Origin of the sequence: Mammaliicoccus sp. F-M27 (genome assembly GCF_022387115.1) — a bacterium.
Lineage (GTDB): Bacteria > Bacillota > Bacilli > Staphylococcales > Staphylococcaceae > Mammaliicoccus > Mammaliicoccus vitulinus.
This window is the reverse complement of the sequence record NZ_JAJNIE010000001.1, coordinates 392652-419331: the sequence shown is the minus strand read 5'-3', so window position 1 is coordinate 419331 and position 26680 is coordinate 392652. Positions and strand designations below refer to the sequence as shown.

The following is a 26680-nucleotide window of genomic DNA, read 5'->3' as shown; positions in this document are numbered from 1 at the left end:
ATTACCTATAGTTATTTTATCAAATTATGCATACAACTGCTATCTGTTTGGATATTTTCTTAATTTATCTTGGAAATTATCTATATCGCCTTCAATTACGGGTATTTCACCTAAAGCATTAATGAAAAATTTACTATAATTACTATCTAAAATTCTTCGGTCAAAGCATACTAATAAACCTTGATCGTTTTTATTTCTAATCAATCTACCAATACCTTGTCTGAATTTTGTTACAGCGTCAGGCAAGACGAAATCTTTAAATGGATTATCAAATTCATCTTTCATTAAATGGTATCTCGGATCATCTTGATGTATAAATGGTAACTTCGTCATCATGACACATTTAATGCCTGAAGATTGATAATCAAAACCTTCAAAGAATGATAGCGTACCAAGCAGTATCGTTTTATCAAATTGGTTAAACTGTTGAACCAGTTTATATACATGCGAATGTTGTTGCTGCATTAATAATACATAGTCTTCGAATACTTCAAGTTCTTCCATATAACGATAAGCTTGATAAAGCATTGAATAATTCGTAAATAGCACTAAACATTTTTGATTTGTTTCACTGACGAATGTAGATAAATAATGAACGATTGTTTCAATATATTCATCTTGATTATGGAACTGGTAAGTCGGCATATGGTTAGGAACGAAACAAGTCGCTTGGTTTTTTAAATCATAAATGTCATTTAAGTAGTATGTGTGAAAATCAATATTTTCAGGGAACATAGATTTAAATGACGTAAATGATTCATTTACAGTTAACGTTCCAGAAATGAATATATTACTATTAAATTGCTCGATAAATACTTCATTAAGTAAATCTTTAACCTCTTCTTTTTTCACAAAAAGTGAAAGCGTCGATTTCTGAGAAATCTTTTTGATAGAAACAAAAGGTATTTGACCAGATTTAATAACGTTATATATTTTAGTGTATTGGTGGTAAATATAAATCAATTCTTTTTTAAATGCTTTAACATGTGCGTGTGTATAAGATTTGAATCTAGATAAGATTTGATTGATAGTACTGATTTGTCGTTTAAATATTTCCGAAATATTTGTTATATCGATATCATAAAAATAATGAATTTGTTGATCATCTCCAACTTGAGAATCTTGTCTGTTATTGATTTGCGCCATCAATTCATCAAATAAATTTTCATTTTGCTCATGTAGCAATTCGATATCTCTTTTAAGTTGATATATATCTATCGGGTTAATTGGATACTGTTCAATCACTCTTCTATTTTCAAGTTTATCTAATCGTTTAAACAATTTTTCTTGTTCATTTTTGCCTAATAATCCGAGGTGATATTTAATATGTTGATAATTTAAATCATCCGTCACTTGATTAAGTGCATAGTCTTGTATGCGGTGTGCTTCATCAACAATAATATGTTTAAACAACTGATATACAGTATCTTCTGTACTATGTTGCAATAAATGTGCATGATTCGTAATACCAATCTCTACACTTTGGGCACTTTCTTTAATAAATTGATAGTAATGTATATCATTTTTAAAAGGAACATAAGTTGTTCTTTTTTGTTCAAAGAATACTTTTTGTCCGCCCTTTAAATGCAGTTCTTCTATATCTCCAGTTTCAGTCTCTAAAATCCACACTAACAATTGCATTTTTAAGATCGTTGCTTCGTAATTATCCGTATCATCTTGAAGAATATTCAAAATTAAACCTAGAGAAATATAGTGATCTTTACTTTTTATAATCATAGCTTTTAAATCAAGGTTTAATGCATTCAATACTTTATTAAATTCTTGTTCTAACAGTTGATTTTGAAGTAATTTCGTATGCGTAGATACGAGAATATGTTCACCTGTTTCTAAATAATAAAGCAGTGAAGCGAGTACAAAGCTCATTGATTTACCGCTTCCTAATGGTGCTTCAATAAGCGCATTTTCATTATGCAATAATGAATCGAATAGCTGTTGTACTAACTGATATTGTTCTTTACGGTAATCAAAATTAAATGTTGTAAGAATTCTTTCATATGCTTCATCAATTGTAATCGTCTCTCTATTGTGAGATTTACGAATAGGTGTTTGCTTTAAGTAATGGATGTTTTGATATTTCTTTATATTGCTAGAAACTGTTTCTTGCCCATGATTCGTTCTAACGATTTCAAACAAAATATCTTTCAAATCATATTTTAAAGATTTAGATAAATAGTAAAGTTGCTTTATCGTATCAATCGGTAAATTTTCAATTTTTTGAATGGCTTTTATAAATAATAAAGCTGTTGCTTTAGCATCTTCATCTGCACTATGTGCTTGATTTAAATCCACTTCTAATGATTGACTCAATTCACTTAGTTGATAACTTTCTTCATTTGGAAATGCAATTTTAAAAAGCTCCATCGTATCAATTATTAATTTCGGTTCAAATTCCAATTGATATTTTTCGAAATGAGACTTTAAAAAGTTCAAATCAAATAAAACATTATGCGCGACAAACACACAGTTTTTCAACTTATTCAATAAAGATTTACTAATTTCTTCAAAATAAGGCGCTTCTTGTAAATCTAATTCATTTATATTTGTTAATGCCTGGATGAAAGATGGAATTTCCAAATCAGTTTTAACATATGAATGATATGTATCTATAATTTGATGATTTTCTATAAATGTAATACCAATTTGTATGATTTCGTCATATTGGATTTGGTTTCCAGTAGTTTCTAAATCTACAACAGCGTATCTTTGCGCCATATTATCTCTCCTATATTTCGATATCTGCACTCATAAATTGATGTAAATCGCCATCTTCAGATATCACAGTTAAGAACCCATTGTCTTGAATGTCAATTGCACGACCAACAATTTGTTTATTACCTTCAGTATAAGTTAATGTTTTATTCCAAATCATACTTTTACTTTTGTATAATTCTTTAATTTCACTAAATGGTAAATTTAAAAATTGATCATATCTTTGTTCGATTGCTTTTATAAGGACGCTCAGAAATTGATAAGGTTCTATAGGTTTACCATTCTCTATATTTAAACTCGTAGCGCGTGATTGATTAACTTTATCAAATTCTTCTTGTGTTTGATTTAAATTAATACCTATTCCACAAATAATAGCATTTACACCATCCGTATCAGCTATCATCTCAGTTAAGAAGCCACATACTTTTTTATTGCCTATATATATGTCATTAGGCCATTTAATTTTACATTGTATATGATAATGTTGTTCAATCACTTCTTGAATAGCAAGACTAATAAACAAATTGAATGTCGACATTTTTTGAATCGGTATATCTGGTCTTAATACGACCGACATCCAAAGCCCTTTGCTTTTTAAAGATGACCATTCTCGATTAAATCTACCTCGACCTTTAGTCTGCTCATCACTTAGCACAATAAAATGATTGTCCGTGTCATTGACATGAGCTTTAGCGAGTATTTGTGTAGAATCAACTTGTGTTTGAACAATTGCACGATTTAATAATAAATTATCTTTAAGTTCTATATTAACGATGTCTTCTTGCCAAGTTGTAGGGATCTTTGCGATTTTATAACCTTTATTAGATATGGATTCAATCTCAAATCCTTCTTTTCTAAGTTGATCAATTACTTTTTTAACAGTAACACGTGAGCAATTTAATGTCTCTGCAATGTGTTGACCAGATAAGTATTCATCATTTCGATATAAATAATTGACAATTTCATGTTTATATTTCGACATTCTCTCGCACCCATTCTATTAAATCATTTTGTGTATTTTTCACTTTATTTAAGATTACTGCTTGTTCGACTTTGTTTAATGTATCTTTAATCCAAGGTCCACCCTTTTTATTAAAAGCACTCATCAGTACTTGTCCATTGATATTTAAGTCTGCTTTATCGTATATAGGTAGTTTATCATAAATTTCATCTACTAAAATAGCATTCATAATTGTAGGGTGAAATTGTATATTGAGCTGCGCTTCATTTTCTCGTATATATTGAAGCACGTCCTTCATTTTCCTGTCCCCATATGAATAAACTAAGCTAATCATGTTTACTTTTGATTTGTCTTCATGTTTAAACGCATTTAAAAGATTATAATATGAAATGATTTCACGCTTCTCTTGATTGCTTATTTTTAAATGCGATAAACGTGAAAACTCTAAATCGTATAAATAACATAAAGATCCAATCCATAATTCAAAACTGGATTGCAGCGGTATGAAAATGGTGTCGTGATGAATATGTTTGAAAAATGGCATATGTTTAAACATGTCCAAATGATTAATTGTCGAAATGGTACGATTTATAAATTGTCCAGTGATCATTTTCTTTAATTCAACGACAATTCTTTCAATAGCAATTTTGTCCAATAAATGCGCTGTTTGACGCATAGCTTCTTCTGTTTCTCTATCGAGATTAAAGCCAGTTTGCGCTTGGAATCTAACACCTCTCATAATACGTAAAGCATCTTCTTCCATTCTATCAATCGGTGTGCCTACAGCTGTTATGATTTTGTTCTTAATCGCGCTTAAACCATCAAAATAATCATGTAATTGATAAGATTTATCCATAGCTATCGCGTTCATAGTAAAGTCTCTTCTTGCGACGTCTTCATATAAGTCTGTTACAAATTGTACAGATGTTGGTCTTCTATGATCAACGTAATCTCCATCTTTTCTAAATGTCGTTACTTCGAATTGTTGTTCTTGTCCTAACACAATAATCGTACCGTGTTCTTTTCCAATCGGTAATGTCTTTTCAAATAATGCTTCGACTTCTTCTGGCAAAGCACTCGTTGTTATATCTACATCAGAAATATGTTTATCCATTAAATAATCTCTTACAGAACCACCAACAAAATAAGCTTGATGACCGTTATTTTCTAGCACTTCTAATATCCATCGAGCATCTTCAAAAACTTGATAAGGACTCATTTTAAACTCCTAACATATCGTTGTAACAAGATTCATACTGATCAGCAATTACTTTCGAAGAGAAACGTTTGCGGACGTCTGCTATCATTTTACTTTGCATGTTTTTATATAACGATTCATTTGTTAATAACTCAATTGCATATTCACTCGCTTTATCCGTGTCACCTACATCAACGGTATAACCTGTCTCACCGTTTTTAATGACTTCTTTTATACCACCTGCATTCGTACCAATCGGAACAACACCCGTTAGCATCGCTTCTAATAGCACTAATCCAAAGCTTTCTTTTTCACTTAAGAGCAATGTTAAATCAGACATTTGGTAAAAAATATTAACTTCATCTTGTTTGCCTAAGAAAAGCACATGATTTTCAATATTGAGATGTTTAATTTGTTCTCTAGCAACTTGTAATTCCGGTCCATCCCCGATTAACAGTAATTTAGATTTAACATTTTTGTTGATCTTATAGAAAGTTTCTACAACATCATGGACACGTTTTACTTTTCTAAAATTAGATACAAATGTGATGACTTTTTCATCTTCTTCTATTCCGTATCTCGTCCTTAAATCTGTATTATAAACTTGCGGGAAGTTATCTTCTTGTACAAAGTTATATATTGTTTGAATGTCTTTATCTGGTTCTATTACTTCATATGTTTCTTCTTTTAAACTATCACTAACACTCGTGACAACATCACTTTTTTCAATTCCAAAGCGAATGGCACTTTGTAATGATGTATCATAACCTAATACTGTTATATCCGTACCGTGTAATGTCGTCATGATTTTGACATCTTTCCCAGATATTTGTCTTGCTAAAATACCACAAATTGCATGTGGGACTGCGTAGTGCATATGTAAAATATCTAAATCGTAATCATTGATGACATCTGCAATTTTTGCACTTAATGTTATATCATATGGCGGATATTGGAAAACAGAGTATTGATTAACGTCAACTTGGTGAAAAGTAACGTTTGGCACAGGCTCTCTCATTCTAAAAGGCATATTAGACGTTATAAAATGAACTTCATGCCCTCTCTTTGCCATTTCCAATCCTAGTTCAGTCGCTACTATGCCTGAACCGCCCATTGATGGATAACACGTTATACCGATTTTCATACTATTCCTCCATAATGACTTATTTACGTTCAAATCTATCTTTATCTCTTACATTAAATTTATGCATAGTATCTTCAAAACTTTTAGTCAAATCTATATTTAATGAGTTTGCTAAACAAATTAATACAAATAGATTATCGCCTAGTTCAGCTTCAATCGTATTTTCTTCTTCAGTAGATTTCTTTTTTTTCTCACCATGACTATGATTAATTTCTCTTGCCAGTTCTCCTACTTCTTCCGTTAATCTAGCTAAATTAGCTAATGGTGAAAAATAGCCAGCTTTAAATTGAGAAATATAAGTATCTACTTCTTTTTGCATTTCTTTCATATCCATTAATATTCCTCCTCACATTACGTTTATATTAATATACAAAGGAACTCACATAATAAAATTATATATGATTCATGCATATAATGACAATGTTATAAACTGATAGAACGTTATGGAACATTTAAATCTACAATTTATGATTCATTATAAAATAAAAAAACTACCGATATAAGTTATAAACTTAAATCGATAGTCTTTAATAGTCATTAACTATTACGAGCCATTAGAATAAATCTTGCCAGTTCCGCTACTGCTACTGCTGTGGCGGCCACATATGTCATCGCAGCTGCTGATAGAACTTTTTTAGCATGTCTATATTCTTGTTCGTTAACCATATTTAATTTCTCAATTTGGCGCATTGCCCGTTTACTTGCATCAAATTCAACTGGTAATGTAATTAATGAGAATAAAACAGCGAATGACATAAACACAATACCAACCCATAATAATGTTGTACCGAATGTACTACTCATTGCTGTTAATACGATACCAGCTAAAATAATAATGTATGATAATGAACTTCCTAAACTAGCTAGCGGTAAAAGCGCTGTTCTAAATTTTAGGAACCCGTATCCTTGAGCATGTTGAATTGCATGTCCAACTTCGTGAGCTGCAATTGCTGCTCCTGCTACACTTGGTTGTTGATAGTTAGCAGGTGATAATACAACACGCTTTTTAGATGGATCAAAATGATCTGATAAGAATCCTTCACCTTGTAATACTTCCACATCATGAATACCGTTAGCAGCTAAAATTTCTTCAGCTACTTGTTTACCCGTCTTCCCACTTGTTGAGCGTACTCTTGAATATTTATTGTAAGTTGATTTTACTCTAAATTGAAAGTACATAGGGACAAGCATAATGATGATAAAATATATGATATATGAAAACAAATAACTTCCTCCTTTATATCCCTGTTATTTATTATATTACGGAGTGACGGCCGTTACGTCAAATATTTCGAACGTAATTTTATATTTTTTTGTAAATATAATAATAATAGAAAAGCGCCAATACTTAACCAAAAAGCAAAATATCCGATATGTGACTCGTACTGGCTTAACATACTATATACAGGATATTGGTGATACACATAATCTATGACGTCATTATGAAATACCCATATCATTGTTACGATGATATGCCAAGTTTTGATGTGAAATAATGGATAGAACATAAATGCTTGAATCGCCATGATCCCGTGAGAAGTCATGAGCATAATTGCCATAGGAACAAGTTGATCATAATGAATCATAACAAATAAATTCATCACGACAGCCCATACACCATATTTAATTAATGTCACAAACGCTAAACATTCAAACAATCCTAAATGCTTATTGAAATAAATAGCTGCAATAGCAATTACTAGAAATAAAGTTGCTGTAGGACTATCAGGGATGAAAGGCCAAAAATACCATTTACTTTCTAATAATTGTCCACCATACCATATATATCCATAAATTGTGCCGAGCAGATTTGCTATAAATAATGTTATGAGCACTGACTTTTGTCCCATTACATATCTCCAAAATGCCATTAGATTACTCCTTTGAAAAAAGCCACCATAAAATGGTGGCTTTAATAATTATTTTTTCAATTCTTTACCGTTTGCATCTGTTTCATGTAAATCTGCAACGTATTTAGATACTTTATCGATTTCATCTTTTGAAAGTGTATCTTTAAAGCTCGGCATTTTACCTGCACCTTTTTCTACAAATCCATGGACACCCTCTTTAGGTAATTTCGATTCAACCAAGTTTGGACCTTGTCCCCCAGTCAACTCACCACCATGACAACTTGTACAGTTTGACTTGATAATGTCAGTATATACTGGGTCAGATTTATCTAAGTTAGAGAATACGATTTCACCTTGCTTAGCTTGTTGTTTCCAATCATGGTAATAACTTGATTCCCATGTTGTATAGAATAAGATAGCAACTGCAATTAACATAAATCCAGAAGCAAATGGTCTCTTCGTCCATTTACGTTCAGGTCCTCTATCTAACCAAGGTGCTAATAATAAAGCACCAAATGCTATACCTGGTAAGACGATTGCCCCAAATGTATTATAAGGACCAGATGCGAATGTATATTTAAGTATTTGATATAAGAATAAGAAATACCAGTCTGGTAATGGTGTATAACCAGTATCAGATGGATCTGCCACACGTTCAAGTGGCGATGGATGCGCGACTGTTAAACATAAGTATGCAATTAAGAAAACCGCACCAGTCATCCATTCTTTTAATAGAAAGTCAGGCCAGAAACTCTCTGTACGACCTGGAAATTCTGAGTAATCTCTATTTAACTTTGGTTTGTCGTATGACTTAATTCTTGAGTCACCAACAAACTTCATCCCTTTACCGCGATGCATGTCGCATGACCTCCTTTTTCATTTATTCACGTTATTTTTATAGTGGACCTGAAATACCTTGTTTTCTGATCATTATAAAGTGTGCTGCCAGTAACGCGAATAGTGCAGCTGGTAGGAAGAATACATGTATCGCAAAGAAACGAGTTAAAGTTTGTGCACCAACTATCTCTGCATCCCCTGCTAGTAATGTCTTAACCCACGGCCCAATGATAGGAACTGACTCTGCAATTTGTAAACCTACTTTTGTTGCAAAAAGTGCTTTCATATCCCATGGTAATAAATAACCAGTAAAACTTAATCCAAGCATTACAAAGAATATTAAAACACCTACAACCCAGTTTAATTCTCTCGGTTGTTTATAAGATCCTGTGAAAAATACACGAAGTGTATGTAAAAACATCATGACTACTACTAAACTTGCTCCCCAATGGTGCATACCACGTACGATAACACCAGCAGCTACATCGTGTTGTAAATAGTAAACTGACTTCCAAGCATTAACGATATCTGGAACATAGTACATCGTTAAGAACATGCCTGATAATACTTGTATTACTGTAATGAAAAACGTTAGACCACCAAAACAATAAACGAAAGCTGAAAAGTGATAAGCAGGGTTAACATGCTCTGGCACCTCATGATCAGCAATATCTCGCCAAATTGGTGTAATATCAAGTCTGTCATCGACCCAATCATAGATTTTATCTATCATTGTTAATCCCTCCTTATTTAGCTAATTCGTTCTCGTGTTTTTTACCGATTTGAATAATGCCATCTTTAACTTTCACTTCGTATTGATCAAGTGGTGCTAATGGTGGCGTACCAGGAATGTTTTTACCATTCTTTTCATAACGACCGTTATGACATGGACAATAGAATTGGTTAGGATTTGAGTCATCACCATTCCAAGTTACTGTACATCCTAAATGTTTACAGACCGGTGATAATGCTACGATGTCCTTTCCATCTTTGTATACCCAAGCAAATTCTGTAACTTCACTCGTATACCAAGCATCTTCTTGTTCGAATTTAAAGTCCACTTTTATAGGCTCTTTGCCAAGTTCTGACTCCTTTACGCCTGTAGCAATCAAATCGCCTTGTGCATCCGCTTTGAAAACAGGATCAAGCGCAAATCTACCCATAGGTAAAATCATACCAGCAGCCATAAATGACCCAACACCCATTAATGAATAGTTTAGAAATTGGCGTCGTGTGACACGTTGGCTCATTTAGATTCCCCCCTCTATTAATCGTTCTTTTATAACTAGGACAACTTAATTTTAGCCTATTATTTCAAGACGGTCAACGCTTTGTCACAATTTAAATGTTTATTTATTTAGGTTTTAACACGTAAAATTCAAAAAAATGAAAAGGCTTTAATATTTAACGATAAATTCAGTCTAAAAAATTGATTTTTGATAGTGATTTCCCCAAATTCAAACTGTTGCAAGATGCATTTTTAAGTAATGTTACCGGAAGATAGTCCGATGAAATGATTCAACTCACGACATAGCGTAAGACAATACTTAAGTCGTGAGTTAAGTCCGCAATTAATCCAAGACATTGCCCATGTCGTGAGTTAAGTCCGATGTTAATCCAAGACATTGCCCATGTCGTGAGTTTATTCCGATGTTAATCCAAGACATTTTTGTACATACTTAAATCATCATTTTTGTATCGATTTTGTAAAGTGCTGACGCCCGGGGGAATAGTATGAGTGAGAGACTGCAAACTCGATCCATATTCATAAGACAAGCATGCACTTTCAAAATCGCAACACTCTAAACACAAAAAAAATCTCTTCACTAGGCGATAACCTAATGAAGAGACCTTAATTTTGAGATTGGGTATTGATGTCCCAACCTACTTTATCTTTATGATGATTTGTTCCAACTTTTGATGATGAATTTCATGAATTGTTTAACTTCATCTTCTATAAGTGTGCGTTTCATATCATCGTCTAGATCACCCATAGGGATTGTATTCACTGAATAAAGTTGAATATCTGGATCTAGGTCGAATTTCTCACTGCTTAAAACGATAATGTTGTTTAGTCCATATTCTTTTAAGCTTTGGATGAATGATATTACATGCTCGTATTGATTTCCGCTCGTAAAAAATGAAGGGGTTAACAATAATCTACCTTTAAATTGTTTTTCAGCTAACATGCCTACGAGTTGTACTGTTTCATTTTTGTCACATGAAGCCAATAATTGATGATTCATATCGATATTGGAAACAGGTATAATCGCTGTATCTATATATTCTAAGTTGTTTTTTAATTCTTTTAAGTCAACATGATTAAATAACATTACTGACGTTCCTCCAACTCATTAATGAATTGTAATATTTTAGACATTTCTAAAAAAGTATCTTGATCGTTATGATCTAATGATTTATCAATTTCATTTCTAATTAATTGTCCCCAATGATGAAGACTATTATGATTGTTGTTTAATGGACGAAGGTCTTTTTCTTCTCCATAATATGCGACGAGCATTTGTAAGAGCAATAATCTATTTAAACGGTCATCATTGTTGTTTAAATAGAGCAATACATTTAAGTGTGTCTCATCTAGTCTTATATCATGAAATATTTGACGTCCATTTTCTATACAAAATTGTTCTTTGCAATATAATAAGGGCAATTGTTTAGATCGATCTGTGCTTATCGATAAAATTCGATCATGAGTCGTTTCTCTAACGAATGAAATATTTGATAAATATTTCGGACTACTTTTAAGTAAATTTAATATCCATACACTTTCAGCAATTTTAAAATCATATTGGTACAATATATATTCAATGAACCGCTGTTTTTCATAATTAAGCCATGTATGATTCATATTTAACCCTACTTATAATAGTCTTTCGTATTCTTGATCCCAATATGGATTCTCAGGATCCTGCTTGCGAACAGACTCTAATATATTTTTAGCTGTTTCAATATTACCGATTTCTATTAAATAATGATAATAGTCATTTAAGAAGTCGATGTTTTGTAATAAATCTGGGTACGCTAATTCGTAGAAATGTTGTGCTTCTTTATCTCTTTCTTCTACGCCAAATGCATAACCTACATGCCAAGCTACAATTGGATCAATATCTTCATGATCTACATAAGTAAGCAAGTTAATTAAACCGGTTGTATTATCTTTTTCACGATAATAGTCAGCAAGTATGATGGCAGCTTCTGTATATGATGGATCTACTGTAAGCGCATCTTGTAAAAGAATCGCACCGTGTTCATCATTAGTTGTTAACATTAATCTCGCCGTATCCGTCATTAACTCTTTGTAATATGCATTTAGTCGAAGTCCTTCTTTACCGATTTCAATCGCTTTTTCATAATTTTTTTCAGATTCAAATATTTGAAGTAAATAATGATAAGCTTGCATAAAGTCAGGATCTTTTTCTAATAGTTTTTCAAGTTGCTTAATTGCTTCAAGTGTTAAGTCATTTTTTTGATAACTGATCGCTTGTTTGAAGTAATCTTCCGCAGTCATGTCCATTTCCGAAACATTTTCATAATAATTAATCGCTTCTTCATATGCACCACTTTGTAAACTTGCATCAGCCATACGCGCATAAATCGAAATACCATTTATAATGTCTTCACCTGTTTGTGTAATTGTTTCATAGTTTGACATTGCTTTTAAATATTGACCATCATAATAATACATTTCAGCTAAAGCAAAAGTGATGATGATATCATCTGGTTGCATTTCTTTAGCTTCGATAAGTTTTTCAATACCAACTTCAAATAAACCTTGTTGCTGATATAAATCAGCTTCTAGCATTAATTTTTCTGTTGAATGAGGACTGTTATAAAGCACTTCGTGTGCTCTTTCTAAATCATTTTGATCGATTAGTCCTTCTATATAATAAACGAGCAATTCATTTTCATCTGGATAAAGGAAATATAATTCTTCAAATATTTTTACACCTTGATCGACAATACCGTATTTATACAATGTTTCTCCTAACATAAATAACGCATCATGATCATCCGATTGTAAAACTCTATTTACTTTTTCATCTAATTGGTCGATATTTTTCATGTGAATATCGTCAATTACTTTATATACATCTTCCATATTAAAGGACTCCTTCTATTCATTAATTAGAGCTTTAAGTTCGTTAAAAGCGTCTAATACTTCATCTTTAGAAACGGATTCAATTGTAAACGAAGCTTCGCCTTTTTGTAAAACCATTTGAATCGATTGTCCAATATTTTTTTTATCTTTTTTCATATACTCAAAAATAAGCTCAATATCAGCATCATTCAATATATTGAGTGGATATCCAAGTTCTTTTAAATAATTGATTAATGCATCAATTGTATCTAACGTATCATATAAATTTCTGTTTTTATTGATAACTTTTTGGAATAGAATACCAATCATAACAGCTTCACCATGTGCAATTTTAGTTAAGTATTCTATACCATGTCCAAATGTATGTCCTAAATTTAAATGCTTACGCACGCCACCTTCGAACTCATCTTCAATGACAATTTTTAATTTTGTTTCAATACCCATTTTTAAAAATGTTTCAATATTTTGTAATTGAGACAACTCTTTAATCGACGGATACACTTCCATTAGACGTGTTGTATCAGCTTCACTATTTAAAATTGCATGCTTATATATTTCACCGTAACCACTTCTAATTTCTGAATGTGGTAACGTTTCTAAAAACTTCGTGTCATATATAACTGCACGTGGTCTATGAAAAGCACCTATTAAATTTTTACCAACTGAAGCATTAATGCCAACTTTGCCACCTATTGCAGAATCGTGTGCAAGCAATGTTGTAGGTACTTGAATGAAATCAATACCTCGTAGTAACGTCGCGGCAAGGAATCCAACAAAGTCTCCAGTAGCACCTCCACCGATCGCAATTAATTGTGACTGCCTAGTGATATTCATAGATAACAATTTCTCACTGATTGATTCAAAGTAAGACATTTGCTTACATACTTCACCACTCATAATTGTTAAAAATTTAATATCATCATCTTCAAGCTGTTCTTTTAAATATTCTTTATGAAATCGATAAACATCTTGATCAATTAAAACGATATTTTGTTCATTTTCTTTCAAATAATGTTTTATATCTGTCAATGCATTTTGCTTCAATATAATCGGGTAGTTGTTGTCATTATAAGTTGTTTTAAAAATCATGTCATCACCTAGAAATTCAAGTTCCAATTACGATGGTTTTTAATCGCATCTTGTAATTGGTCAATATGGTTAGATTGATACTCTTCTGTAATTGCTTTAGCAACTTCAAATGCAATGACGTGTTCACACACTACACTTGCAGCAGGGACTGCACAACTATCTGATCTTTCGATTGTAGCTTTAAAGCTCTCTTTAGAATCTATATCGACAGAATTTAATGGTTTATATAATGTTGGTATAGGTTTCATAACACCGTTAATAACGATTGGCATACCATTTGACATACCACCTTCAAGCCCACCTAAATGGTTTGATAAACGGTGATAACCTTTTTCATTGTCATATGCAATTTCATCTTGGATTTCGCTACCTGGTTTTTCTGCAGCTTTAAATCCTTCACCGAAGCTAACACCTTTAAAAGCGTTAATACTAACGACCGCTTGAGCTAAACGACCATCTAATTTACGGTCATAATGCACATAACTTCCAATACCTGCAGGCATGTTTTCTACAACAACTTCAACGATACCGCCGATAGAATCACCATCATTTTTCGCTTCATCTATTCGATTTCTCATTTTTTCTGCTACGTCATCATTAATACAACGTACATCATTGTGATCAATATTTTCTTTCACTTCTTCAAGAGAGTATTCAAAATCGTCTTTTATGCCGCCTATTTCGATAACTCTAGAATAAATATCTATATCTAAAGCTTTTAATAAAATTTTAGAAACTGCACCTACAGCTACTCTTGCTGCTGTTTCACGAGCAGAAGAACGCTCAAGGACATTTCTTAAATCTCTATGGTTATATTTCATCCCACCAACAAGATCTGCATGTCCTGGTCTCGGTTTCGTAATAACTCTTTTCATATTTTCTATTTCTTCTTCAGTTAATGGATCTGCACCCATGATTTTTCTCCAATGTTTAAAATCATCATTTTTCACGATGAGTGTAATAGGGCTACCTAAAGTATAACCATGTCTCACACCTGAAACGATTTCTACAGCATCTTTTTCAATTTGCATACGACGACCACGTCCGTAACCGCCTTGACGTTTAAACATTTCTTCATTGATTTCATTGACGTCAATTTTCAAATTAGCTGGAACACCTTCAATAATGACAGTCAGTTGTGGTCCATGTGATTCACCAGATGTTAAGTAACGCATATTATCTCTCCCTACTGTTAATTAAATATAAAATTAATCATATCATATTTAACGCTTTAAATTAACAAAAAGCGAGGAATAGTTTAACAAAAATTTGTTAAACTATTCCTCGCTTGTGTTTATTATTCATATACCCATTTTTCATCATTTAATATATAATCATTAAGTTCCGATTCATCAAACCATAAACTTATTTCACGTGCAGCAGATTCATTAGAATCAGATCCGTGAATAATGTTTCTTCCTAAATCAATACCATAATCCCCTCTTATAGTACCTGGAGCTGCTTTAGTAGGGTTTGTTTCTCCAACAATTGTTCTCGTAACTTCCACTACATTCTTACCTTCAACTACCATTGCAAATACTGGGCCTGATGTAATAAAGCTCACTAATTTGTTATAAAAAGGCTTTTCAACATGTTCAGCATAATGTTCTTTCGCTAATTCTTCATTAGCTTGAAACAATTTTGCTGCAACTAATTTTAATCCCTTTCTTTCTAATCGTGAAACAACTTCACCAATTAGGTTTCTTTGAACTGCATCAGGTTTAATCATTAAAAATGTTCTTTCCATTGCGTAATCCCTACCTTTGTTTTATGTAAATCCAAGATAAGTTTATCATTGAAGAAAGGGAGTTGCAAGCGCTTTCTAATGGTTTCTATCTCTTATTTTCATAATTATTTCTAAAAGCATCTTTTTGCCTGATTCATTATTTAGCGTATCAATTAAATCTTCAGCTTTATGTAAATAATTATTACTTACTTCTTTTGATTTTTGCAATTCTTCAGATGTAATGATTTCTTCTACTAATAAATCGAATGTTTCTGTTGGGCTATCCGCATGTAATTTATTGATATGTTCTTTAAATTCAGATGAGTTTTTCATTCTTAACAATACTGGTAAAGTAAGATGGCCATTTTTTAAATCCGAACCAACTGGCTTACCTAATTTCTTTTCAGTACTCGTAAAGTCTAATATATCATCCACAATTTGATAACTCATACCTATGTAATAGCCAATTTTAGTTAGCTTTTTAACTGTTTCATTATCTGCTCGTGCAGCATATGCACCTAATTCTGTAGATAATGAAATAAGTAAAGCTGTTTTACGTTTAATTCGACGTAAATAGTTCGTAATAGATTGATTTGAAATAAATTGATCTTCAAATTGGAAGAGTTCTCCTCTACAAACTTCTATGATACCGTGGGCCAATTGCTTGTGTAGGTCAGGATGTTCAATGGTGCTTACAGCATTTAATGATTGAGATAACAAATAATTACCTGTTATGACTGCTGTTTGTACATCCCACTTCTTTGCAATAGTAGGTTTCCCTCTTCGCTTGTCACTTTTATCAATTACGTCATCGTGAACTAAACTAGCCATATGTATAAGCTCTAAAGTTGTAGCTACTGTGATTACATCTTTTGAATATCGCTCGCCAAATTGACTGGCGATTAATGTAAACAATGGACGTATACGTTTACCACCAGACGTTAATAAATATTGGCAAGCTTCATTTATTGTATTTTGATCACTATTAATATAGTTATTAAGTTGTTTTTCTATTTCTTTTACTTCTTTGTTTAAATGGATTTTTGTTTTATCATACATGTAATCACCTTGTTATTTAGGTTTATAAGCTAAATGCATAGCCGAAACGCCGCCAGTAAAACTTTTGATTTTTATTCTTTCGTAACCAACATCAGCGAACATTTCTGCTAATTCTTTTTTGCCAGGAAAGTTTCCGGCAGATTCTTGTAACCAATTATATTCTTGTAAAGATTTTGCAAATAATTTTCCGAATAATGGCATGATATTTTTAAAATAGAATCGATACATTTGTTTGAACACTGGTACTGTTGGTTGACTTGTTTCTAAACATACAACCATACCTCCAGGTTTAACGACTCTCTTAAGTTCATTTAAGACATGTTTATAATCTGGAACATTTCTTAATCCGAAACCAATTGTTACATAGTCGAATTCATTATTTTCAAAAGGTAAACTCATAGCATCACCATGTATCAAATGAATGTTGGCCATGTTATCTGTTTTTTTCTTACCTACTTCTAACATGTTTTCGCTGAAGTCTAAGCCTACCACTTCACCGTATGGTCCAACAGCATGACTTAATTGTATCGTCCAATCTGCAGTTCCACAACATACATCTAAAGCTTTTGAACCAGGTTTCACATTCATTTGTTTCATTGTATATTTGCGCCATCTTTTATGCTGTTCAAAACTTATAATATTATTTAATGTATCATATTTTCCAGAAATATTTTGGAAAACGTCATGTACGTGTTCTGATTTAGATTTATTATCCACTTTTATTCATTCCTTTAAATTTTAAAATATAGTTATTATTTATTAATAATAATATGCATAAATTTCATCTTTCAACTTTTCTTTATCCATATTGATATCGTAGTAATCTATTAGCGTTGTAATATAAATAGATTCAATTTCTTTAATCATATTAGAATTGGCATTCGTTTTATCACTTGCTAAAGTTTGCTTTAATTCATTTTGTTTACTAATCGCTTTAGTCATTGTATCTAAAAATTTCAAATCTTTATTTAATGTAGCACATTTATAAAAGTATGCACTAACAAGATCACCTATTAAAATATCTTGATTGGAGACGTTAGGTTCTCCAATACGATTTAAAAAGCGCATTGAGGCATCAATAGATATCGTAGCTAACTTTGCATGCGTATCAACGTTAATATTGTTCAATATTTCTGCAATAATGGGATTCACTACTGGAACATTACTATTTTGGACGCCCTTTAACAAATTAGAAATTTCTTTATTATAAATTTTTTCAATTTTATCCATCTTATCACCTCAACATTATCACCTATATATCTTAACACTAAGTTAAATGAATTGAAAATGCATATATCTAATTCATTTAAAGAAATAAGACAAATAAAAAAAGCCCTTAATAAGGGCTTTGATACAATCAATTATTTAACTGCATCTTTTAATGCTTTACCTGCTTTAAAAGCTGGAACTTTGCTTGCAGGGATATCAATTTCTTTACCAGTTTGTGGGTTACGTCCTTTACGAGCAGCTCTTTCGCGTACTTCAAAGTTACCGAAACCAATTAATTGTACTTTTTCACCGTCAGATAAAGATTTTTGAATTGATTCGAACACTGCATCTACAGCAAGACCGGCTTCTTTTTTAGTTAAATTAGCTTTTTCACTTACTGAGTTGATTAATTCTGTTTTGTTCATTTCAATTTCACCTCCCAAAAGGTTATGTAATGATATGTATAAATACCATTATGATAAGACTTTAACACAACAACCAGTGTCACTGCAACGATTTACAAGCTATTAATGTATAATTTCTATAATTTTATTAATATTTTTTCACTTTTGATTTAAAAACGGGCTCATTTTTGCTATTTATTGTAAATTCTGGTGAATAAGCCGGTAGTATAGGCGTTTCTTTATAAAGTAGGTAGCGAATGTCTGTACCAGGTTTAGGAAGCGACTTTTCTTTTTTAATTGCTTTTGCTAAATCTAATCGATAATCAATTACGAAATCGTTACCACCGTTCATATAAACAGGTAATCTTTCGTTACTATAAGGACTTGGAACTGTAGGTTTTTTCTTAAAACCATATTTTTTATAGTCAATTTCATATACGTTAGGCGCAACTTTTTTCCCGAGTTGTAACGGCTCACCGCTCGCATCAATTCTAATTCTAATATCTTTTAACACTTCTGAAGTTCTTAAATCAATTAAATGTACTTTTGGATCTTTATCGACATCCATAATGACATATTGGTATATACCACCATTTTCAAATGCATTACCTGGAAGTTGTGATAAGAACTTTGGCTTTAATTTATTAAAATCTACCGGGTGCTTTAAATATATGGAATAGCTATCGTCTCGTTCTTTAAGAGGTAATAAACCATTACTCGCTTTTTGATATTCATCTACTGCCGTTTGAACCATCATTAATTGGTCTTTAGCAGGTACTTGATTTTCCTCTTTTTCCTTATCAGGAAACGCACATGCAGATAAGAGTAATGTACAACATAATATAAGAAATGTTATTTTTTTATAATTATGCATGGCTAGATCCACCTAATACAACGATCATAAAAATACCAGCAAGAATAAGTGATATAACCGCTAATAACATCGTAATACCACTTAAAATTCTGTTTTTAAATTTAAATCTAGACAAATATACGAGTATAATCGCTAAAATCATAAAGCCTATCGAGTAAAAAGACACCCACATTAAATCCATTCTTGATATATCAAACATTTAAATACCTCACTTGCTTAAATATTCTCTGACTTTTTGTCGCGTTCCATAAGGTCTTTAACGCCTTCTGAAACAGGATAATCTTCGAATAATACTTTATATAGACCTGATGTAATAGGCATTTCTACATCATATTTTTTAGATAAGTTATAGGCAGCTTTAGTTGTTCTGACACCTTCAACTACCATGTTCATTTCTTCTAAAGCTTCTTCTAATGTTGCACCTTTACCTAGCATATTACCGCATTTCCAGTTTCTTGAATGAACTGAAGTACACGTTACAATTAGGTCGCCTATGCCCCCGAGTCCGAGGAAAGTCATTGGATCTGCACCCATTTTAACGCCTAAACGCGTAATTTCTGCTAAGCCTCTTGTCATAAGTGCAGCTTTAGCATTATCGCCATATCCTATACCGTCAGTTATACCTGCAGCAAGTGCGATAATATTTTTTAGTGCGCCACCAATTTCTATTCCAATTAAATCATTATTCGTATAAACACGGAAATAATCTGTCATAAATAAATCTTGTGCTAATTTCGCAACTTCTTCACTTTCTGAAGATACTGAAACTGTTGTAGGATGCTTGATTGCAACTTCTTCAGCATGACTTGGACCTGATAATACGGCAATACCTCCGTTTATTTTAGAATTGATGGATTCATCAATCATTTCGGAGATTCTTTTGAATGTTCCAGGTTCAATACCTTTTGATACATGTATGAAAACTTTTTTACCATACGCAATTTCGTTAATATGTTCAGAAACTTCGCGAATTGCTTTAGTTGGTACAGCGATTATAAATATTGAAGCATGATGCACAGCATCTTTCATATTTGTCGTTGCTTTAATATTTTCATTTATAGAAATTGTTTTTAAATATTTTGAATTAGTATGTTCTTTATTAATTTCATTGATTGTATTTTCAGTTTTTCCCCACATTAGAACATCATGATGATTGTCTGCTAAAACACTAGCTAATGCAGTTCCCCAACTTCCGGTACCAAACACAGTTATATTTGTCATATTTATCAATCCTTTTACATTAGTTTCTTTTTCTTGAGATTAAATGAATTGGTGTTCCTTCATAACCGAACGCATCTCTTATACGGTTTTCTATGAAACGTTTATAAGAGAAGTGCATTAATTCAGCATCATTCACGAATATTACAAATGTTGGAGGTTGAATAGCAACTTGTGTTGCATAGAAAATATTCAATCTTCTACCATTATCAGTTGGTGTTGGATTCATCGCAACAGCATCTGTAATGACTTCATTTAAAGTAGAACTTTGTACACGTTTACGATGGTTTTCATCTGCCATTGTAATAAGTGGGAATAACGTTTTCAAACGTGATTTTTCTAAAGCAGATACAAAAGCAATTGGTGCATAATCTAAGAATTGGAAGTTATCTCTAACTTTTTCTTCGAATTTTTTCATTGTTTTTGAATCTTTTTCTACTGTGTCCCATTTATTGACTACTATTACAATTGCTTTACCCGCTTCGTGCGCATATCCTGCAACTTTCTTATCTTGTTCAATAATACCGTCATCAGCATCGATTACAACAAGTACTACATTAGATCTTTCAATTGCTTTAAGTGCTCTTAATACTGAATATTTTTCGGTATTTTCATATACTTTACCTTTTTTTCTCATACCTGCTGTATCTATTAACACATACTCTTGTTCGTCATAAGTATATAAAGTATCGATTGCGTCTCTAGTTGTACCTGCAATTGGAGATACGATAACACGTTCTTCACCTAAAATGGCATTTATTAAACTAGATTTCCCTACATTTGGTCGTCCAATAAGTGATAATCTAATCGTTTCATCATCATATTCAGGTTCGGTATCTTCAGGAAAGTGTCTAGCAGCTTCGTCTAGTAAATCTCCTAAGCCTAATCCGTGTGAACCTGAAATTGGAAATGGTTCGCCGAAACCTAATGAATAAAAGTCATAAATTTCACTTCTCATCTCAGGATTATCAATTTTATTAACTGCTAATACGACAGGTTTATTTGATTTATATAGTATTTTAGCTACCATTTCATCTGCTTGTGTCACACCTTCACGGCCATTTACCATAAAGATAATAACGTCTGCTTCATCAATAGCTACTTCTGCTTGTGCCCTAATTTGTTGTTGGAAAGGTTCATCACCTAAGTCAATTCCACCAGTATCAATTAAGTTAAAGTCATGTGTTAACCATTCACCACTTGAATATATTCTGTCTCTTGTAATACCAGGTGTATCTTCGACAATTGATACTCTCTCGCCTATAATTCTATTGAAAATTGTAGATTTTCCTACATTTGGTTTACCTACAATTGCTATAATGGGTTTCGTCATAAACCTACTTCCTCTCATTCATAATCCTTTTTATTTTAACATATCATGTCAGTTTAGCCTATGGAATTAAAAAAAGCCATTCAAAGTTTATTTAGAATGGCTTTTTATATCATTATAATTTAAAATCTTTTAGTTTATCTCCAAAAATATCGCCTAATGTAGGATTATCCTCATCAGTATCTCTTTGATTTAAATAAGATTCATCATAATCTGTTTCTTGTTCAATAGTATCTTTAATTGATAATGAAATTCTTTCTTCATCTTTATCAATAGCTAATATTTTGACTTGAACATCTTGTCCTTTTTCTAGCACTTCTTCTGGATTTCCTATATGCTCATGGCTGATTTGTGAAATGTGTACCAAACCTTGTAATCCTGGCGCGATTTCTACAAATGCTCCAAATTGTGCTAAACGAACGACTTTACCTGGTACGATATCGCCAACTGTGAAATTCGTATCAATTTGTTCGAACGGACTTGCTAAAGTATCTTTAATAGATAAAGAAATTCTTTCTGCTTCTCTATCTACTGCGCGTACTTTAACTTTTACTGTCTCTCCAACAGTAACAACTTCTTCAGGTGATTTAACATGATTGTGTGACAACTCAGATACGTGTACTAAGCCATCTACACCACCTAGATCGATAAATGCACCGAAGTTAGCAATTCTAGCAACTCTACCTTCTAATACATCCCCTTGAGATATATTGTTAAGTAAATCTTCTTTTTGTGAACTTAAAGCTTCTTGTTCTACCTTTTTACGGCTTAAAATCACTCTATTATTCGTTTGATCTAACTCTTCTATTTTAAGTGTTAATACTTTACCTAAATAATCAGAGTAATCTTCGATATAATTAACAGAAATTAATGAAGCAGGTATGAAACCTCTAATACCAGCATCAACAACTAAGCCACCTTTAACGACTTCAGTTACTTCAGCTTCAATTGTTTCATCTTCATCAAGAATAGTTTGTAATTTTTCGTATGATAAATTCTCATCTAATTTACGTTTAGATAATATATAGTGACCGCTTTCTTCATTTTGTTCGATTTTAGTTACGAACGCTTCGATTTCATCACCAATATTGACGACTTCGTTGGCTGTTTCGATGTGTTGAGTTGACAGTTGGCTGATTGGAATGATGCCATCAAATTTACCACCCACTATGTGTACTACTACATGTTTATCTTCTATCGCCTGTACACTACCCTTTACTTTGTCACCTTCTTGCACTTCATTTATCATGGATTCGTTGAATTCTTCCGTCATCAAAATTGCCTCCTTTAAATAAATATCATAATATTAACTTCTTATAATGAAGCTAAATTGTCAAGGAATTCGAACTATTTAGACCATTTTGTCTTTTGCTAGTTCTGTAATCTGATTTGTCACTTCTTCGATTGTTAAACCAGTTGTATCAATACTTATTGCATCTTCAGCTTTAACTAAAGGTGAAATGTCTCGATTCATATCGTATTGATCTCGACGTTCAATATCAACCTTTAAAAATTCTAAATCAGATTCAATGCCTCTTAACTCATTATCTTTCAAACGTCTTACTGCACGTTCTTCTACAGATGCAATCATGTATATTTTGAGTTCTGCATCTGGTAACACAGTTGTGCCAATATCTCTGCCATCCATTACAACATTTTTTTCATCCGCTAACTTTTGTTGCTGTTCTACTAAAAATGTGCGAACCGATTCTTTAGAGGCAACATATGAAACTTTTTCTGTCACGTCATTTTCTCTTATTCTTTCTGAAACATCTTTACCATTTAAAATGACGCGTTGACCATTATCTAATACAATTTTCAAATCAATTTCTTTAACAAGACGGTCAAAATCTTCAGATTCTTGTTCAATGTAATAAAGTGTTATCGCTCTATACATAGCACCTGTATCCACATAAATCATGTTAAATTGTTGCGCTACTAATTTAGCGATTGTACTTTTACCAGCTGCTGCTGGACCATCTATTGCAATATTTATTTTCTTCATTTTATTAACCTCTCTTGTTCTTTAATCCTATATATTTTATCATAAATTATAAACATATGAATAGGAGGAAAGAAATGAAGAGAATTTTAGTTATACATACTGGTGGAACAATTAGTATGTCAGAAGATAAAGATACAGGTAAAGTAGAAACCAACTCAGAGCATCCAATGCATAGACATCAACAGTTTATACAATCTCTAGGTGACATTACAGAAATCAATCCATTCCAAGTACCTTCTCCACATATGAACAATCAATATATTATTAAATTGAAAAATATCATATGCGAATCAATCAAAAATAATGAATATGATGCATTTGTTATCACGCATGGTACGGATACATTAGAAGAAACAGCTTATTTGTTAGATTTAACAATAGATACTGAGTTACCTATAATTTTAACAGGTGCGATGAGATCTTCCAACGAAATTGGTTCTGACGGTTTATATAACTATGTTTCGGCATTAAAAGTTGCTTCAACTGATGACGCTCAAAATAAAGGCGTCATGGTTGTATTTAATGATGAAATTCATACCGCTAAAAATGTTACGAAGACGCATACTTCGAATACAAGCACTTTTCAAAGCCCTAATTACGGACCGATAGGAAGCGTCACAAAAACACACGTTTCATTCCATCATAAGCCATTTCCTTATAAGAAATATCCGGAAATCAATCCAAATATCAAAATTGGTATTGTAAAAGCACATATGGATTTATCTAGTGATTTATTAAACTTTTTCGTCGACTACAAATACGATGGTTTAATAATTGAAGCACTCGGTCAAGGAAATATGCCTCCAACAGCGTTAGAAGGCATCAAACATTTAATAGAGGCTGATATACCAGTCGTAATGGTTTCACGATCATTAAACGGTATTGTTGGTGGTATATACGCATATGAAGGTGGCGGCTACCAGTTACAACAAATGGGCATTATTTTATCAAATGGTTTAAATGGCCAAAAAGCTCGATTAAAACTTCTTGTAGGATTAAGTAATCAATTAACAAAAGACGATTTAGTACAATATTTCGCATAAAAAATTCCCTGTTATTGCTTCTGAGCAAATAACAGGGATCTTTTTATGATTCTAAAGGTGTTTGTTTCTTTCTGTCTATATCTTGTGCAATCGTGCCGCCATGAAACTTACCATTTTCAATGAAAATAGTGTTGGCATCGTTACCTGCAGCAATAACACCTGCAATATATAAGTTTTCAACATTGGATTCCATCGTATCTTTATTATACGAAGGTGCTGTTCCAAATTCGTTCGTAATCGTTTCAACACCACATGATTCTAAAAACTTATAATCAGGGTGATAGCCGATCATAGCAAAAACGAAATCATTTTTAATTGTGTGAGATTTTCCTTCTTTAGAAAAAGTTAAGGTATCTTCGTCTATACGTTCTACTTCACTATTAAAATGCATCGTAATTTTTTCGTGATTCGCAAGTGATTCAAAGTTAGGTAATATCCATGGTTTTATACTCTTAGAATACTCTGATCCACGATAAAGAACTGTTACATTTGCTCCAGCTTTCTCTAACTCAATTGCAGCATCTACTGCTGAATTCTTCCCGCCAACAATCACAACGTCTTGATTGAAATAAGGATGCGCTTCTTTAAAATAATGCATGACTTTACTTAACTCTTGACCTTCTACTTCTAATTCATTAGGTTGTCCATAATACCCAGTAGCAATCGTTAAAAATCTTACTTTGTAAGTTTGTTTAGTAGTTGAAACTAAAAATCTATTATCTACTTTTTTAACTGCTAACACTTCTTCAAATGTTCTTACATCAATCTGATGATGTTTAACAACTTCTCTATAATAAACGAGTGCTTGGTTCCTTTTAGGCTTTAAGTCTTCAACGATAAACGGCACATCACCGATACCGAGTTTATCACTTGAAGAAAAGAAGGTTTGGTGAGTTGGGTAATTATAAATTGCATCTACTACATTACCTTTTTCAATGACTACTGCATTGATGCCTCTTCTCTTTTGTTCAATTGCAGCACTTAAACCACAAGGACCTCCACCGATTATTAAACTTTCATATTCTTGCATGTACCTTCACTCCTTATAATATCCTCAATCATTATATCAATAAAGAGAGATTAGTAAAATGAATTGATACATAATTTCAGATAAACACACTAGCATGACATCATATATAGCAGTTGTTATGAGCATAAAAAAAACTGCCAACAAAGATTTTGTCTTCGTTGGCAGTTTAATAGTTAATTGAACATCATGTTATAAAATTATACTTCTTCAGTTACATCAAGAACTTTAAATCCATTTTTAGATAAGTACTTGATAAACTTATCAATATTATTCGATTTTTCTACTTTAATAATCATTCTTCGATACATTTTGTCCGTCTCATCAAATGTTACAAATGAAATCGTATTTAATTTGTGTTTTGCTATAATGCTTGATAGTCGTTTAATTCTACCTTCAGCTTCCACTGATGTAATAGCGATTCTAACACCTTTTTGTTTCATACCAAAAGCTGATTTAAATTGCTCCATTACATCGTATCTTGTAACGATACCTAGAAAATCTTTATCGTCATTGACGACGGCAAGAATTGGGAAATCTTGCAAGTTTAGAAGTGACTCTTCAACAAGTTTATTTTCATTTAAAGAGTGTAAGTCTAAAGTTAAGATTTCTTCAATCAATGTATCATCAATAAATTCATCTCTCGTTACATTTTCTTTTTTAAAGAAATAATGTCTAAAAATACTATATCTTGTAATCATACCAATATACTTTCCATCAGCAACGATTGGTAAACCATCAATCCCGTGATGTTCTAACTTATCCAACGCTGAGTGAATCGTATCTTTCGGATGAGCAATATAACACTTTTCTTTCGATATCATTATATTCGTTAAATACATAAATCCATCCCCTTTAG

Annotated in this window: 29 protein-coding genes; 1 reads left to right on the top strand and 28 read right to left on the bottom strand. The window is 32.2% G+C overall.

Annotated features, from left to right (window positions below):
- Positions 1 to 39 precede the first annotated feature (39 nt).
- The 26 genes from LQ598_RS02260 to cmk all read right to left on the bottom strand — a co-directional run bounded on the left by LQ598_RS02260 (position 40) and on the right by cmk (position 23751).
- Complete coding sequence (locus LQ598_RS02260) at positions 40 to 2733, bottom strand: helicase C-terminal domain-containing protein (RefSeq protein WP_107592796.1); 2694 nt, start codon at positions 2731 to 2733, stop codon at positions 40 to 42.
- Between the two features lie 10 nt (positions 2734 to 2743).
- Positions 2744 to 3712, bottom strand: a complete 969-nt coding sequence (locus LQ598_RS02255; RefSeq protein ID WP_103322297.1) for a biotin--[acetyl-CoA-carboxylase] ligase — start codon at positions 3710 to 3712, stop codon at positions 2744 to 2746.
- Positions 3699 to 4910: a CCA tRNA nucleotidyltransferase gene (locus LQ598_RS02250; protein ID WP_107537324.1), complete on the bottom strand. Its 1212-nt coding sequence runs from the start codon at positions 4908 to 4910 to the stop codon at positions 3699 to 3701. Before LQ598_RS02250 ends, LQ598_RS02255 begins: the two co-directional genes overlap by 14 nt.
- Before the next feature lies 1 nt (position 4911).
- Positions 4912 to 6033 (bottom strand): N-acetyl-alpha-D-glucosaminyl L-malate synthase BshA, encoded by a 1122-nt coding sequence (bshA, locus tag LQ598_RS02245; RefSeq protein WP_103322299.1) that lies wholly within the window; start codon positions 6031 to 6033, stop codon positions 4912 to 4914.
- 19 nt (positions 6034 to 6052) lie between these two features.
- A complete protein-coding gene (locus LQ598_RS02240; protein WP_119595874.1) occupies positions 6053 to 6367 on the bottom strand; it encodes a nucleotide pyrophosphohydrolase in 315 nt (104 codons plus the stop codon).
- A 203-nt stretch (positions 6368 to 6570) separates the two neighbouring features.
- Positions 6571 to 7257, bottom strand: a complete 687-nt coding sequence (locus tag LQ598_RS02235; protein WP_016912352.1) for a zinc metallopeptidase — start codon at positions 7255 to 7257, stop codon at positions 6571 to 6573.
- Positions 7258 to 7310: 53 nt separating this feature from the next.
- Positions 7311 to 7904 (bottom strand): DUF1405 domain-containing protein, encoded by a 594-nt coding sequence (locus LQ598_RS02230; RefSeq protein WP_103322300.1) that lies wholly within the window; start codon positions 7902 to 7904, stop codon positions 7311 to 7313.
- A 48-nt stretch (positions 7905 to 7952) separates the two neighbouring features.
- Positions 7953 to 8741 (bottom strand): menaquinol-cytochrome c reductase cytochrome b/c subunit, encoded by a 789-nt coding sequence (locus tag LQ598_RS02225; protein ID WP_016912350.1) that lies wholly within the window; start codon positions 8739 to 8741, stop codon positions 7953 to 7955.
- 37 nt (positions 8742 to 8778) lie between these two features.
- Positions 8779 to 9453, bottom strand: a complete 675-nt coding sequence (gene qcrB, locus LQ598_RS02220; RefSeq protein ID WP_016912349.1) for a menaquinol-cytochrome c reductase cytochrome b subunit — start codon at positions 9451 to 9453, stop codon at positions 8779 to 8781.
- A 13-nt stretch (positions 9454 to 9466) separates the two neighbouring features.
- Entirely contained in the window at positions 9467 to 9970 is a 504-nt protein-coding gene (locus tag LQ598_RS02215) for a Rieske (2Fe-2S) protein (protein WP_016912348.1), read from the bottom strand.
- A 645-nt stretch (positions 9971 to 10615) separates the two neighbouring features.
- Positions 10616 to 11053: a DUF2487 family protein gene (locus LQ598_RS02210; protein WP_107537182.1), complete on the bottom strand. Its 438-nt coding sequence runs from the start codon at positions 11051 to 11053 to the stop codon at positions 10616 to 10618.
- Positions 11053 to 11586 (bottom strand): YpiB family protein, encoded by a 534-nt coding sequence (locus LQ598_RS02205; RefSeq protein WP_016912130.1) that lies wholly within the window; start codon positions 11584 to 11586, stop codon positions 11053 to 11055. Before LQ598_RS02205 ends, LQ598_RS02210 begins: the two co-directional genes overlap by 1 nt.
- Before the next feature lie 12 nt (positions 11587 to 11598).
- Positions 11599 to 12837: a tetratricopeptide repeat protein gene (locus tag LQ598_RS02200; RefSeq protein WP_016912129.1), complete on the bottom strand. Its 1239-nt coding sequence runs from the start codon at positions 12835 to 12837 to the stop codon at positions 11599 to 11601.
- Positions 12838 to 12852: 15 nt separating this feature from the next.
- A complete protein-coding gene (gene aroB / locus LQ598_RS02195; protein WP_107537181.1) occupies positions 12853 to 13926 on the bottom strand; it encodes a 3-dehydroquinate synthase in 1074 nt (357 codons plus the stop codon).
- 8 nt (positions 13927 to 13934) lie between these two features.
- On the bottom strand, positions 13935 to 15101 hold the full coding sequence (gene aroC, locus LQ598_RS02190) for a chorismate synthase (RefSeq protein ID WP_107537183.1): 1167 nt from the start codon (positions 15099 to 15101) through the stop codon (positions 13935 to 13937).
- Between the two features lie 122 nt (positions 15102 to 15223).
- Positions 15224 to 15673 carry a nucleoside-diphosphate kinase gene (ndk, locus tag LQ598_RS02185; protein WP_016912126.1) on the bottom strand — a complete coding sequence of 150 codons (450 nt, stop codon included), beginning with the start codon at positions 15671 to 15673 and terminating at the stop codon, positions 15224 to 15226.
- 75 nt (positions 15674 to 15748) lie between these two features.
- A complete protein-coding gene (locus LQ598_RS02180) occupies positions 15749 to 16711 on the bottom strand; it encodes a polyprenyl synthetase family protein (RefSeq protein WP_107559376.1) in 963 nt (320 codons plus the stop codon).
- Positions 16712 to 16723: 12 nt separating this feature from the next.
- On the bottom strand, positions 16724 to 17428 hold the full coding sequence (locus LQ598_RS02175; RefSeq protein ID WP_107537543.1) for a demethylmenaquinone methyltransferase: 705 nt from the start codon (positions 17426 to 17428) through the stop codon (positions 16724 to 16726).
- Positions 17429 to 17470: 42 nt separating this feature from the next.
- Positions 17471 to 17941 carry a hypothetical protein gene (locus LQ598_RS02170; RefSeq protein ID WP_103323353.1) on the bottom strand — a complete coding sequence of 157 codons (471 nt, stop codon included), beginning with the start codon at positions 17939 to 17941 and terminating at the stop codon, positions 17471 to 17473.
- 131 nt (positions 17942 to 18072) lie between these two features.
- Complete coding sequence (locus LQ598_RS02165) at positions 18073 to 18345, bottom strand: HU family DNA-binding protein (protein ID WP_016912122.1); 273 nt, start codon at positions 18343 to 18345, stop codon at positions 18073 to 18075.
- Between the two features lie 127 nt (positions 18346 to 18472).
- Positions 18473 to 19198, bottom strand: a complete 726-nt coding sequence (locus LQ598_RS02160; protein WP_107559377.1) for a hypothetical protein — start codon at positions 19196 to 19198, stop codon at positions 18473 to 18475.
- On the bottom strand, positions 19191 to 19397 hold the full coding sequence (locus tag LQ598_RS02155) for a DUF2768 domain-containing protein (protein WP_016912120.1): 207 nt from the start codon (positions 19395 to 19397) through the stop codon (positions 19191 to 19193). Before LQ598_RS02155 ends, LQ598_RS02160 begins: the two co-directional genes overlap by 8 nt.
- 17 nt (positions 19398 to 19414) lie before the next feature.
- Positions 19415 to 20419 (bottom strand): NAD(P)H-dependent glycerol-3-phosphate dehydrogenase, encoded by a 1005-nt coding sequence (locus LQ598_RS02150; protein WP_103322741.1) that lies wholly within the window; start codon positions 20417 to 20419, stop codon positions 19415 to 19417.
- 19 nt (positions 20420 to 20438) lie between these two features.
- Complete coding sequence (gene der, locus LQ598_RS02145) at positions 20439 to 21749, bottom strand: ribosome biogenesis GTPase Der (protein WP_016912118.1); 1311 nt, start codon at positions 21747 to 21749, stop codon at positions 20439 to 20441.
- Between the two features lie 112 nt (positions 21750 to 21861).
- Positions 21862 to 23019 carry a 30S ribosomal protein S1 gene (gene rpsA, locus LQ598_RS02140; RefSeq protein ID WP_016912117.1) on the bottom strand — a complete coding sequence of 386 codons (1158 nt, stop codon included), beginning with the start codon at positions 23017 to 23019 and terminating at the stop codon, positions 21862 to 21864.
- A gap of 78 nt (positions 23020 to 23097) precedes the next feature.
- Positions 23098 to 23751 carry a (d)CMP kinase gene (gene cmk / locus LQ598_RS02135; RefSeq protein ID WP_016912116.1) on the bottom strand — a complete coding sequence of 218 codons (654 nt, stop codon included), beginning with the start codon at positions 23749 to 23751 and terminating at the stop codon, positions 23098 to 23100.
- Between the two features lie 74 nt (positions 23752 to 23825).
- Between cmk and LQ598_RS02130 the strand changes: the two genes are divergently transcribed.
- A complete protein-coding gene (locus LQ598_RS02130) occupies positions 23826 to 24794 on the top strand; it encodes an asparaginase (protein ID WP_016912115.1) in 969 nt (322 codons plus the stop codon).
- Between the two features lie 43 nt (positions 24795 to 24837).
- Here LQ598_RS02130 and LQ598_RS02125 read toward each other — a convergent pair whose 3' ends face one another.
- Entirely contained in the window at positions 24838 to 25824 is a 987-nt protein-coding gene (locus LQ598_RS02125; protein WP_016912114.1) for a YpdA family putative bacillithiol disulfide reductase, read from the bottom strand.
- 197 nt (positions 25825 to 26021) lie between these two features.
- Complete coding sequence (locus LQ598_RS02120; RefSeq protein WP_016912113.1) at positions 26022 to 26663, bottom strand: CBS domain-containing protein; 642 nt, start codon at positions 26661 to 26663, stop codon at positions 26022 to 26024.
- Positions 26664 to 26680: the final 17 nt, after the last annotated feature.